Raw genomic sequence first — 12,499 nt, 5'->3', positions numbered from 1 at the left:
TATGAGAATAACGGCGGTATGAGAATAACGGCAGTACTAGACTGTCGGCATGGTACGAACGCCTCTGACCCCGGAAGAACGCCTGCGCGGCGAACGGCTCGGCCGACTGCTCCGCGAGGCGCGAGGCGCCCGCAGCATGGTCGAGATCGCGGCCGGCGCCGGTATCTCCGCCGAGACGCTGCGCAAGATCGAGACGGGGCGCGCCCCGACCCCTGCGTTCTTCACGGTCGCGGCGCTGGCCGGGGCGCTCGGCCTCTCCATGGACGAGCTGCTGATCCGCTGCGCCCCGGAACCGGACGTGGCCGTCCCCCTGGCCGGCTGACCGCGGATCCGTAGCGGTGTCGTCCGGCCGGCGGCTGCCTGCGCCCGTCGACCGGTCGGTACCCACGGGAGGTGCGTACCCGGCACTCGGGCGCGTAGGGTCACCGCCGTGACTTCCCGGACTCCGCAGGACTTCGCCCACAGCGAGTACGTCAGCCTGACCACGTACCGGAAGGACGGCACCACCGTTGCCACGCCCGTGTGGGCGGCGGCCGACGGCGAGGAGCTGTTCATCTGGACCCGCGCCGACTCGTGGAAGGTGAAACGGCTGCGCAACGACAGCCGGGTCGTCGTCACCGTCTGCGACGTGCGCGGCCGGATCGCGGAGGGTGCGCCGAGCGCCGAGGGAACGGCGCGGCTGCTCGACGAGGCGGGGACACGTGCGGTGCGCCAGTTGCTCGCCCGCAAGTACGCCTGGAAGTTCTGGCTGGTCGACTGGCCGGCGACCGTCGTCCGGCTCGGCAAGCGCCCGCACATCGGGATCGCCGTCACCTTCTGATCCGGCCTGCCGCGGGCGCGTGCGGTGGCGGCGTTGCGCCGACCGCACCCTCGCCGAAAAGTGCGCGTAGCCGTCCCGTAACACGCCTGCGGTCGAATGCCTGCGGACTGGAGTGCTCCAGTCGACGGTGGGTGAGGGCGACGATGACGGTGCATCAACTTGCTGGAGAAGTAGCCGAGTTCGCGCAATATCTGCGGAACCTCACGGCCCTGCTCGACCCGGGGCGCGGCTGGTACGGGGTGTTCTGCCGACGCGATCCCGCCGGCATGCGGGCCTGCCTCGACGGCGCGGAGATACCGCCGTGGGACGTGGTGGAGTCACTGCTGCAGGACCTGGCCGGCGAGCGTGGCGCCGCGTTCGCGGCGCGTGAGTCGGTACGCGCCGCCGCGCTGTACTCCGCATCGGCCGCCGCCCACGACCGGCGGCCGGGCGGGCGGCAGGCACTCGTCGAGCGGTTGGAGCTGATGCTCCGCGAGCAGGCGTACGCCGCCCAGCGGGTGCGCGCTGCCGGGGTGGACAACGGCGCGCAGCCACCGGACCCGGACACGCTGGCATGGGCCCAGGACGACCACACGCGCGCCTCGGCCCGCTGCACGGAACTGCGCAAGCGGCTGTCGGCCGTGACTGTGCCGCAGGGGTGGTTCCGGCCGGAGGAGGAGTCCCCCGCCGAACCCGCGAGGCCACGGGCGCCGGGCCCGCGCACCGCACCCGGCCCCGCAGCAGGAAGCGAGCGGGCCCCCGCCGCCCGGAAGTCCCCTGCCACCGGACCGTCGTTCTCCGCCCCCGGGATGCCCCAACCCCCGGCCCCCAAGCGCAAGAAGCCGCGCGGCGCCCGCTTCGCCGGACTCGAGGTGGACGACGACACCGGCGCCCCCCTCGCCGTCCCCGTGCTCCCCGTCCCGCCGACGGACGCCGCCGTCCCGCGCGGCGCCCGATTCGGCGGCGCCCCCACCGCGGCGGGGGCCGACGCCCGGGGCCGTGATGCCGCCCGGCCCGCCGCGGACCCGGTCGCGCGACGCGCCGCCACCGAGGCCGTGGACATGCTCGTGCGGCTCCGTACGGAGGGTCGCAGCGGCGAGGCCCATGGCGTGCTGTGCGAGGCGGCCGGCTGGCCTGCGGACCGGCTGCCCCTGCTCGCCGTGGAGCTGCACAGGTCGGGTCTGGCGGCCGACTGGGCGACCCTGCTGTGGGAGGTGTCCTCGCTGCCGCCCGTCGAGCTGGCCGCCGCGGCCGGTGCGCTGGCCGCGGCGGGCCGCACCGACGACTGCGGGCAGTTGCTGCGCCAAGGCGTGGCGCGGCCCGCGGCGGAGATCGCCGACGCGGTGCTGGCTCTGGACCGGGCCGGTCTCGAACCGGAGGCGCAGGCGCTGATGGGCGCCTTCGTCCGCGTACGCACCCCGGAGGATGCGGCCCTGATCGCGGCGGGCGATCCGCGCCAACTCGTTCCGCAACTGCTGGCCGCTGCCCGTGCGGTGTCACCTGAGCGGGAGTGGGACGTGGTGCACGCCCTGCGCGTCGCCGGCATCGCGGACACCCCTTAGAGCATTCGGTGAGGGCGCAGTCCGCCGAGGTGACGTCACGGGGGTCGGGACGCGGGGTGGCGGCGCGGCGCCGCCCGTGGGGCCGGAGAGTGCACCCGGGTCGCGAGGTGAGGGGGAAGTGTGGACCGCACGGGTACGAAACATGATCGACTCAGCCGGTTCACGGCGATGGTCTTGCCCCACCGTGTGGCGGGGCTTACGTTCTCCTCCTATGCACCGAGTCTACGTGCGTAGAAAACGCGTAGAGGCTCTCTGACGCCGCGTCGAAGGAGCAGCTCATGTCCCACGTCGTACGCGCCGCACTCGTCCAGGCGACCTGGACCGGCGACACCGAATCCATGATCGCCAAGCATGAGGAGCATGCTCGCGAGGCCGCCCGGCAGGGGGCGAAGATCATCGGCTTCCAGGAGGTGTTCAACGCCCCCTACTTCTGCCAGGTCCAGGAGCCCGAGCACTACCGCTGGGCCGAGGCCGTCCCGGACGGGCCGACCGTCCGGCGGATGCAGGAGCTCGCCCGTGAGACGGGCATGGTGATCGTCGTGCCGGTCTTCGAGATCGAGCAGTCCGGCTTCTATTTCAACACCGCCGCCGTGATCGACGCCGACGGCTCGTACCTCGGCAAGTACCGCAAGCACCACATCCCGCAGGTCAAGGGGTTCTGGGAGAAGTACTACTTCAAGCCCGGAAACGTCGGCTGGCCGGTCTTCGACACCGCCGTCGGCAAGGTCGGTGTCTATATCTGCTATGACCGGCACTTCCCCGAGGGCTGGCGTCAACTCGGTCTCAACGGAGCCCAGTTGGTTTACAACCCGTCGGCCACCTCGCGGGGCCTGTCCAGCTACCTCTGGCAGCTGGAACAGCCCGCTTCCGCCGTCGCCAACGAGTACTTCATCGCCGCGATCAACCGCGTCGGTCAGGAGGAGTACGGCGACAACGACTTCTACGGAACCAGCTACTTCGTCGACCCGCGCGGCCAGTTCGTCGGGGAGGTCGCCAGCGACAAGGTGGAGGAACTCCTCGTCCGTGACCTCGACTTCGGTCTCATCGAGGAGGTGCGCCAGCAGTGGGCGTTCTACCGGGACCGCCGCCCCGACGCGTACGAAGGACTGGTCGAGCCGTGAGCAGTCTCCACCACCGTCATCTCGCCGTCAGCCCCGACTGGCTCGCGCTCTACTACCGGCACCCCCTGGAGCTCACCCACGGAGAGGGCCGCCACGTCTGGGACGCCGACGGCAACCGCTACCTCGACTTCTTCGGCGGCATCCTCACCACGATGACCGCACATGCCCTGCCCGAAGTGACCAAGGCGGTCAGTGAGCAGGCCGGGCGGCTGATCCACTCCTCGACGCTCTACCTCAACCGGCCGATGGTCGAACTCGCCGAGCGCATCGCCACGCTCTCCGGCATCCCGGACGCCCGGGTCTTCTTCACCACCTCCGGCACCGAGGCCAACGACACCGCCCTGCTGCTCGCCACCACGTACCGCAGCTCGAACCAGATCCTCGCGATGCGCAACAGCTACCACGGCAGGTCGTTCTCGGCCGTCTCCATCACCGGCAACAAGGCCTGGTCGCCCACGAGTCTGTCCCCGCTGCAGACGCTGTACGTCCACGGTGGCGTCCGCACCCGAGGGCCGTACGCGGAACTCAGCGACGCACAGTTCATCAAGGCGTGCGTGGCCGATCTGGAGGATCTGCTCGGCCACACCCGCGGCGCCGCCGCGCTGATCGCCGAACCCATCCAGGGCGTCGGTGGATTCACCTCCCCGCCCGACGGCCTGTTCGCGGCGTTCCGCGAAGTGCTCAGCCGGCACGGCATCCTGTGGATCTCCGACGAGGTGCAGACCGGCTGGGGCCGTACCGGCGAACACTTCTGGGGCTGGCAGGCGCACGACCGGAACGGCCCGCCGGACATGCTCACCTTCGCCAAGGGCATCGGCAACGGCATGTCGATCGGCGGTGTCGTGGCCCGCGCCGAGGTCATGAACTGCCTGGACGCCAACTCCATTTCGACGTTCGGCGGCTCTCCGGTCACCATGGCGGCCGGCCTGGCCAACCTCTCGTACCTCCTGGAACACGACCTCCAGCGCAACGCGCGACGCGTCGGAGGGCTGCTCATCGAGCGGCTGCGGGCGATCGGCGCCGGAGTGGAGTGCGTACGCGAAGTGCGCGGCCGGGGTCTGATGATCGGCATCGAGCTGGTGAAGCCCGGCACCGACGAGGCCGACCCGGAGGCCGCGACCGCCGTACTCGAAGCGGCCCGCGAGGGCGGGCTGCTCATCGGCAAGGGCGGCGGGCACAACACCAGCGTGCTGCGGATCGCCCCGCCGCTGTCGCTGTCCATCGCCGAGGCGGAGGAGGGCGCGAGGATCCTCGCCGACGCGCTGCACGCGGTGGAGTGAGGTGCCCGACTGACCGGCACGGGCCGGAATGACGGTCGGCGAGTGTCCGGCCGCGATCCGTCGGACGCCCCCGAAGGGGGACGCCTGAACCGGCGTCCCCCGGGGCCGCACGCCGCGGCCGAGGCGATGAATTCGTTTCTGATCACGGGCCGGGGCCAGGACGCCGTCGTTTCCGGTTCCGGCGCCCCGGCAGACCCCGCCCCGTGGGGTGCGGCGGACTCGCTCACCAGGACCTGGACCGTCGTGCCGGACGGCTCACCTGTCGCCACATCGACGCACCGATGTATACGACGTGACGCGGTGTCGGCTTTGGGCCGACGGTGTACGCCATACCTGGAAACGGAAACGTCTTCAGCGGTTAGCCGCAGTGGTATTGCCACAGTGGGTAGCCCACTTCTACGTTCTTCACCACGCACTTTGTCTACGTGCGTAGACCCATTCCGCCACAGTGAGGAGGGGTACATGAGCCGCACCGTCATCCACGGCGGCCTCGTCGTCACCGCGTCCGACGAACTCCACGCAGACGTACTCATCGAGGGCGGCCGCATCGCCGCACTCGCCGCGCACGGCACCGACGCGGCCGAGAGCTGGACCGCCGACCGGACCATCGACGCCACCGGCAAGTACGTCATCCCCGGCGGTGTCGACGCGCATACGCACATGGAGATGCCGTTCGGCGGTACCAACGCGGCCGACACCTTCGAGACCGGGACCAGGGCGGCCGCCTGGGGCGGCACCACCACGATCATCGACTTCGCCATCCAGTCCGTGGGCAGCGCGGTCCGGGAAGGACTCGACGCCTGGTATGCGAAGGCCGACGGCAAGTGCGCCATCGACTACTCCTTCCACATGATCCTCTCCGACGTGAACGAGTCCTCGCTCAAGGAGATGGACCTGCTCGTCTCGGAGGGCGTCACGTCCTTCAAGCTGTTCATGGCCTACCCCGGTGTCTTCTACAGCGACGACGGCCAGATCCTGCGGGCCATGCAACGGGCCGCCGGCAACGGCGGGCTGATCATGATGCATGCCGAGAACGGCATCGCGATCGACGTCCTCGTCGAGCAGGCGCTGGCCGCGGGCCGCACCGACCCGCGCTACCACGGCGACGTCCGCAAGGTGGCGCTGGAGGCCGAAGCCACCCACCGCGCCATCCAGCTCGCCCGCGTCGCCGGATCCCCGCTGTACGTCGTGCATGTCTCCGCCGACGAGGCCGTCGCCGAACTGGCGGCCGCCCGCCACAAGGGACTTCCGGTCTTCGGCGAGACGTGTCCGCAGTACCTCTTCCTCTCCACCGACAACCTCGCCGAGCCGGACTTCGAGGGCGCCAAGTACGTCTGCTCCACCCCGTTGCGGCCCAAGGAACACCAGGAGGCGCTCTGGCGGGGCCTGCGGAACAACGAGCTCCAGGTCGTCTCCACCGACCACTGCCCGTTCTGTTTCTCCGGTCAGAAGGAGATGGGCCGCGGCGACTTCTCGAAGATCCCGAACGGGATGCCCGGTGTGGAGAACCGGATGGACCTGCTGCATCAGGCGGTCGTGGAGGGCCGCATCTCCCGCCGCCGCTGGATCGAGATCGCCTGCGCGTCCCCGGCCAGGATGTTCGGTCTCTACCCGAAGAAGGGCACCATCGCCCCGGGCGCCGACGCCGACGTCGTCATCTACGACCCGCACGCCGAGCAGACCATCTCCGCCGAGACCCATCACATGAACGTCGACTACTCGGCGTACGAGGGCAAGCGGCTCACCGGGCAGGTCGACACAGTCCTCTCGCGCGGCGAAGTCGTCATCGACCAGCGGAAGTTCACGGGTCGAGCCGGCCACGGCATGTACACCCCGCGCGCCACCAGCCAGTATCTGGACTAGGAGCACCTGTCATGGACTTCGGACTCGTCCTCCAGACCGACCCGCCCGCCTCAGCCGTCGTCGGTCTGATGCGCCGCGCCGAGCGCAACGGGTTCCGCTACGGGTGGACCTTCGACTCGGCGGTGCTCTGGCAGGAACCGTTCGTCATCTACAGCCGCATCCTCGAACACACCGAACGCCTCGTCGTCGGGCCCATGGTCACCAACCCGGGCACCCGCACCTGGGAGGTGACCGCCTCCACCTTCGCCACCCTCAACGACATGTACGGCAACCGCACCGTCTGTGGCATCGGCCGGGGCGACTCGGCGATGCGGGTCGCCGGACGCAAGCCCAACACCCTGGCCCGCCTCGGCGAGGCCATCGATGTCATCCGCGACCTCGCCGAGGGCCGGGAGGCGACCGTCGACGGGCAGAGCGTCCAGATCCCGTGGATCAAGGACGGCAAACTGCCTGTCTGGATGGCCGCGTACGGTCCGAAGGCGCTCGCCCTCGCCGGGCAGAAGGCCGACGGATTCATCCTCCAGCTCGCCGACCCGTTCCTCACCGAGTGGATGATCAAGGCGGTACGGGACGCGGCGGCGGAGGCGGGCCGCGACCCGGAAGCCGTGACCATCTGCGTCGCAGCCCCCGCCTATGTCGGCAACGACCTCGACCATGCCCGGGAGCAGTGCCGCTGGTTCGGCGGGATGGTCGGCAATCATGTCGCGGACCTGGTGTCCCGGTACGGCGCACACTCCGGTCTGGTCCCGGACGCGCTCACCGAGTACATCGCCGGGCGGTCCGGTTACGACTACAGCCACCACGGCCGCACCGGCAACCCGGACACCGCTTTCGTGCCGGACGAGATCGTCGACCGGTTCTGCCTGCTGGGCCCTGCCGAGGCGCACATCGAGAAGCTGCAGGCACTGCGCGACCTGGGCGTGGACCAGTTCGCGGTCTACAACATGCACGACGCGCGTGAAGCGACGATCGACGCCTACGGCTCCGAGATCATCCCCGCACTGTCCTGACCCGCCTCTCCGTATCCCCCGCGTCGTCACACCCCCGCCCCACACCCCGCGCCCCACAGCCCCGCACGGCACCGCTCCCGAGCGAAGGGTCCAGCCGCCATGGCATCGACAGCCCCACCCACCCCGCCGACTCCACCGTCCCCATCGCAGGACCTGATAGCCGATCTGTCAGGACGCGTGGAACTCGCACCCGGCTCCGTCCCCGCCGACAACCGGTTCACCAATGACGACCTGCTGCCCGTTCCCCTGGAACGGCGCAACTGGACGACGTACAACTTCGCCGCGCTCTGGGTCGGGATGGCCCACAACATCCCGTCCTGGCTGCTCGCCTCCGGCCTCGTCGCCCTCGGCATGGACTGGAAGCAGGCCGTCTTCACCATCGCGCTGGCCAACCTGATCGTGCTCGGCCCGATGCTGCTCACCGGCCACGCCGGACCCAAGTACGGCATCCCGTTCCCCGTTCTGGCCCGCGCATCCTTCGGCCTGCGCGGCGCCAATCTGCCCGCGCTGATCCGCGCCGCGGTGGCCTGCGCCTGGTTCGGCATCCAGACCTGGATCGGCGGCGTCGGCATCTTCACGCTGCTCGGGAAGATCTTCGGCGGCTGGGCGAGCGCCTCCGAGATCGGCGGGCAGCCGTGGACGCTCTGGCTCTGCTTCGTCCTCTTCTGGGCACTCGAACTCGCCATCATCTACCGGGGGATGGACACCCTGCGCCGGTTCGAGAACTGGGCGGCGCCGTTCGTCATCGTCGGCGCCGTGGTGCTGCTGATCTGGGTCGCCGTCAAGGCCGGTGGCTTCGGCCCGCTGCTCGACCAGCCGTCGAAGCTCGGCTGGGGCGCGGACTTCTGGCCGGTCTTCTTCCCGTCCCTGATGGGCATGATCGCCTTCTGGGCCACGCTATCGCTCAACATTCCCGACTTCACGCGCTTCGGCGCCGGCCAACGCGCCCAGGTCTGGGGCCAGTCGCTGGGCCTGCCGACCACGATGACCCTCTTCGCGCTGCTCTCGGTCCTCGTCACCTCCGGCTCGCAGGCCGTGTACGGCGAGGCGATCTGGGACCCGGTCCAGCTCGTCGCCAGGACCGACAACGTCTTCGGTCTGCTCTATGCCCTGGTGACGGTGCTGGTCGCGACGATCTCCGTCAACATCGCGGCGAACGTGGTGTCACCCGCGTACGACCTGGCCAACCTCGCCCCCAAGCTCATCAACTTCCGTACGGGAGCGCTGATCACCGGGGTCGTCGGCGTCCTGATCATGCCGTGGAAGCTCACCGAGACCCCCGAGCTGTACATCTTCACCTGGCTCGGCCTGGTCGGGGGTCTGCTCGGTACGGTCGCGGGCATCCTGATCGCCGACTACTGGATCGTCCGCCGCACCGTCCTCGACCTCGCCGACCTCTACCGCCCCGGCGGCCGCTACTGGTACACGCAGGGCTGGAACTGGCGCGCCGTCGTGGCCTTCGCCGTCGGTGGCATCCTCGCGATCGGCGGCTCCCACTCGGCCCCCGGCAAGGGCCCGTTCCCGGCGGACGGCCTGATCCCGTTCCTGAAGCCGCTCGCGGACTACGGCTGGGCGGTCGGCCTGGCCTCCTCACTGGTGCTGTACGTGCTGCTCAGCGGCAGGCCGGCCGTCAGGTCGCACGGGTCTCCTGCACATTGATGCCGACGGTCTCGTCCGGCGGCGGCGTGGTCGTGGGTACCGGCTTGTCGAAGGCGGAGAAGCCCACGGTTGCGTCCGCCTTCGGCGAGCCGCCCGTCACATCGATCCTCAGCGGATACGGCTTGCCCGTGGCCGCGACGTACATCGTCACCTTCTGACCGTGCCACGTCCGGACCAGCGGGACGACCGGGGCCCCCGCGAGTGTGGTCTTCTTTCCCTTCGTCAGCGTCCCCTTGTCGCTTTTCGCGTTGTCGCTGACCACCTTCTGGAACGTGGCCAGGTCGCAGGCGCCCGACAGGCTGCTCAGCCGCGGGTCCGAGGCCGAGCCCTTCATATAGCGCCCGGCGAGAATCGCGGCGAGGGCGGAGCCGACGTCAGGGTCCCGGTTCTTCCAGAATTGGGCATCCGGTCTGACCCAGACAGTGTCGCCCCGCTTCACGATCCGCACGGACCCCTGCTTCCCGCCGAGGCCCACCGACCCCGTGCAGTTGCCGGCCCGGTCCACGATGAGATCCAGGGTCGTCGGCGCGCCGCCGTCGGCCGGCGCGCTGCGGGTGCTGAGGTGCATGGAACGCGCGCCCCGCAGGGCGTCGCTGGAGCGGTCGGCGATCTGCCGGGCGGAGAGTGTGTCGATGGGGTCGTCCGCCCGCGCCGTACCTGAGCCGAGCACGCCGCCACTCGTGAGACCGAGCACGACGGTCGCTGCCCAGACGGTCGTGCGTATGCCGATGTGTGGGCCGGTCACGTCGCCTCCCTCGGCAGGGGCTGTCGGACCGTTCAGGTCCGCGGTCCGACTTTTTGAGCGTACGCCGCGGTGGGGTCGGCCGCGATTTCGGCCCGGGACCTCCACCCGCGTACACAGGGTGATGTCCTGCCTTGTTTTTGGTCACGGACCGTGGGGGACGGTGTCGGGGCACCGAGTTCGTGACCGCGAAGGGGAAAAACGAAACATGAAGCCGTTCATGTCGATGTCCATGTCCATGGGGAGTGCGTCCAGGGCCGTGCTGCGGAGCGCCGTGGTCGCGGGGGCGACCGCCGCCCTCGCGGTACCCGCGACCTCGGCCACCGCCGTCACGCCCCTGGCGACGCCGCCCGGTCTGTCCTGCGAGACCGGTAAGCACGAGATCGACGACTACACGGGATACGCGCTGTGCCGGAACAACGGCACCGGTGCGCAGACCTTCTGGGTGCACCTGGTCTGCGGCTGGTCGCCCGACGTGGACGGTGAACACGTCACCCTCAACCCGGGCCAGTCCGGCCAGTCCACCGCGCACTGCGCCGGCCTCGGCACCGGGATCGGCGAGATCAGCGTCCAGCCGTAAGGCCTGCACGGGACAAGTCGGGTCCGGTCCCTGTGGCGGCCGATGTCGTGCGCCACCGCGGGTACCGGCCCCGAGACCGTCTCCGACCCGTCGTCCGGGACATCAGCGCTCCGGAGCCGGATCCAGGAGAGCGGCGAGCGCACCGGCCAACCGCGCCCGCAGCCCGTCCGGATCGCCCTCCACCCACCGGTGTTCCGCGTGGAACGCCGACCAGTCCACCAGCCAGTCCAGTACCGTCTCCGGGCTGAAGCCGGCCGCGTGCGGGCCGAGCACCGCGCGCAGCAGCCGCGACGGCAGCAGGGTCCGCGGGTGCTCCGCCAGCAGCACCGCGTCGTACAGGTCCTTGGCTGCCGAACGTCCCTCCGCCTGCTGGTCCTCGGAGAGCCACAACAGCTTCCAGGCGAGCGAGAGCCCCTGACTCGCCGTGCGCACCGGTATGGGCTGCCCGCCGTCGATGCGCGGGCAGGCCGTCCACACAGGGGCTTCGGGCAGCCGCTCGTCCTGGGCGAAGTCCATCCGCAGCTCACCCGGCGGCAGCCCGTCCGCCTGCCAGGGGACGACGACTCGGACCCCGGGCGTCTCGTACGTCCGGTACATCCACACGCCGTCCGACGTCACCGCGCCGGGCTCGATCCGGAGGCCCTCGGGCGGTGGCGGACCCGCCTTGAGCGCTGCGACGACCTCGTCCCGAGGATCGGAACTCGGCTCCAGGGCGTCGGAGTCGAGCCAGTGCAGTCCGTCGGGTGCGAGCGCCGGCCGGGCCCCGCCGGTGGCGTGGCAGTCTCCGTCCGTCCACAGCTCGGGGGCGGCCGCGCCGTCGGCGGCTTCGGGCCACTGCTGGACGACGTCGATCCCGTCGACGTACGGATAGGGGTCGAGGCGGTTGACGAAGTCGTCCGCCGAGGGCTCCAGCACGATCCAGTCCAGATCGCCCGGTTCCCGGGCAGCAGCGCCCACCCAGGCCTGGAGGGGCAGGCTGCCGCGCAGGATCAGGCCGTCGCCCCACGACGACTCGGTGATCACCCGGAGCAGATGGTCCTGAACGGTGCGCCGGGCGGTCCGCCAGCGCGGTGCGAGGGAGGGGTCGCGGAATGTCGGCTCGCCGGGGAACGGCCGGTCCGGCGCGCTCATACGGTCACCTCGGGCCACCGCTCGCCTCGTTCCCCGGCCGGTCGCTCGGTCCGTTCGTCGATCCAGCCCGCGTCCACTGCCGGATGGTCGTCGTACACCACGAACTCCTCCTCGACCTCAGCCACTTCGAAACCGGCGGCGGCCAGCGCACCGAGCAGGTCGTCGAGCCGGGCACGGGCTTCCGATCGGCCGACCCCGCGGCAGCGCTGGGTGACGAACCGTTCGTGGCGCCCGTGCCCGGCGGTGCGGCGGGCGTTGCGCGAGAGATGTGCGCTGTGCCGCTCGGCCACGTCCCGCGCCGCGGACACCTCCGGCTCATCCGACAGCAGCAGCTTGACGTGGTGCTCGAAGTGGCAGACCGACGACAGCTCGGCCGCCTCGTCCGCCGTCCGCGGTATGTCCTCGTTCCAGGGAGCGGCTTCGATCTTCACCCGTACGACGGAGAAGCCCGCCGCCCGCAGTTCGGCGGACCGGAGCCGGGCGGTGGCCCGCTGCTCGGCGAGGGTGCCCCGGCCCTGTTCGGTCAGCATGGGCTGGTCGGGCACGGCGCCGCGATCCAGGACGATGCGGGTGAGCTTCAGGCCGTGCTGACCGGCCCAGCGCTCCAGGCGTGCGCCGCTGACGGTGTGGGCATCGGGACGCACCGTCAGGTGCGTCTCGAACTCTCCCCGGAACGCTCTCTCGACGACTGTTCCCACTGGCCCCACCTGCCCCGTTGTGCTGCGCGCGCTGTCTCGGCCCGCTTTCGGAGA

Annotated in this window: 12 protein-coding genes; 9 read left to right on the top strand and 3 right to left on the bottom strand. The window is 70.5% G+C overall.

The features are described from left to right. Nucleotides 1-49: 49 nt before the first annotated feature. The 8 genes from OHB49_RS09380 (at nt 50) to OHB49_RS09345 (ending at nt 9,294) form a co-directional block, all read left to right on the top strand. A complete protein-coding gene (locus OHB49_RS09380) occupies nt 50-322 on the top strand; it encodes a helix-turn-helix domain-containing protein (RefSeq protein WP_030978049.1) in 273 nt (90 codons plus the stop codon). A 108-nt stretch (nt 323-430) separates the two neighbouring features. Next, on the top strand, nt 431-820 hold the full coding sequence (locus OHB49_RS09375) for a PPOX class F420-dependent oxidoreductase (protein ID WP_329159413.1): 390 nt from the start codon (nt 431-433) through the stop codon (nt 818-820). A 143-nt stretch (nt 821-963) separates the two neighbouring features. Further along, nucleotides 964-2,361, top strand: a complete 1,398-nt coding sequence (locus OHB49_RS09370) for a hypothetical protein (protein WP_329159412.1) — start codon at nt 964-966, stop codon at nt 2,359-2,361. Nucleotides 2,362-2,639: 278 nt separating this feature from the next. Next, a complete protein-coding gene (locus OHB49_RS09365; protein WP_030978044.1) occupies nt 2,640-3,482 on the top strand; it encodes a nitrilase-related carbon-nitrogen hydrolase in 843 nt (280 codons plus the stop codon). Beyond that, nucleotides 3,479-4,762, top strand: coding sequence for an aspartate aminotransferase family protein (locus tag OHB49_RS09360; RefSeq protein WP_030978042.1), 1,284 nt, complete (start codon nt 3,479-3,481; stop codon nt 4,760-4,762). The genes OHB49_RS09365 and OHB49_RS09360 overlap by 4 nt, the downstream gene beginning before the upstream one ends. A gap of 462 nt (nt 4,763-5,224) precedes the next feature. Then, nucleotides 5,225-6,625, top strand: coding sequence for a dihydropyrimidinase (hydA, locus tag OHB49_RS09355; RefSeq protein ID WP_329159411.1), 1,401 nt, complete (start codon nt 5,225-5,227; stop codon nt 6,623-6,625). A gap of 11 nt (nt 6,626-6,636) precedes the next feature. Then, nucleotides 6,637-7,635, top strand: a complete 999-nt coding sequence (locus OHB49_RS09350; RefSeq protein ID WP_030978039.1) for a TIGR03842 family LLM class F420-dependent oxidoreductase — start codon at nt 6,637-6,639, stop codon at nt 7,633-7,635. A gap of 99 nt (nt 7,636-7,734) precedes the next feature. Continuing rightward, on the top strand, nt 7,735-9,294 hold the full coding sequence (locus OHB49_RS09345) for an NCS1 family nucleobase:cation symporter-1 (RefSeq protein ID WP_030978037.1): 1,560 nt from the start codon (nt 7,735-7,737) through the stop codon (nt 9,292-9,294). Here the strand turns inward: OHB49_RS09345 and OHB49_RS09340 are convergent. Next, nucleotides 9,266-10,039, bottom strand: coding sequence for a hypothetical protein (locus tag OHB49_RS09340; protein ID WP_329159409.1), 774 nt, complete (start codon nt 10,037-10,039; stop codon nt 9,266-9,268). The two genes, OHB49_RS09345 and OHB49_RS09340, sit on opposite strands and share 29 nt — an antisense overlap. A gap of 229 nt (nt 10,040-10,268) precedes the next feature. On the opposite strand from OHB49_RS09340, the gene OHB49_RS09335 reads away from it, so the two are divergent. After that, nucleotides 10,269-10,616: a hypothetical protein gene (locus OHB49_RS09335; RefSeq protein WP_443079651.1), complete on the top strand. Its 348-nt coding sequence runs from the start codon at nt 10,269-10,271 to the stop codon at nt 10,614-10,616. Between the two features lie 102 nt (nt 10,617-10,718). Here the strand turns inward: OHB49_RS09335 and OHB49_RS09330 are convergent, their stop codons facing one another. Both OHB49_RS09330 and OHB49_RS09325 read right to left on the bottom strand, forming a co-directional pair. Continuing rightward, nucleotides 10,719-11,747 carry a nucleotidyl transferase AbiEii/AbiGii toxin family protein gene (locus OHB49_RS09330; protein WP_329159407.1) on the bottom strand — a complete coding sequence of 343 codons (1,029 nt, stop codon included), beginning with the start codon at nt 11,745-11,747 and terminating at the stop codon, nt 10,719-10,721. Beyond that, a complete protein-coding gene (locus OHB49_RS09325; protein WP_329159406.1) occupies nt 11,744-12,445 on the bottom strand; it encodes a hypothetical protein in 702 nt (233 codons plus the stop codon). The genes OHB49_RS09330 and OHB49_RS09325 overlap by 4 nt, the downstream gene beginning before the upstream one ends. Nucleotides 12,446-12,499 lie beyond the last annotated feature (54 nt).

Origin of the sequence: Streptomyces sp. NBC_01717 (assembly GCF_036248255.1) — a bacterium.
In the GTDB taxonomy this organism is placed as follows: domain Bacteria; phylum Actinomycetota; class Actinomycetes; order Streptomycetales; family Streptomycetaceae; genus Streptomyces.
This window is presented reverse-complemented; position numbering and strand designations above follow the sequence as displayed.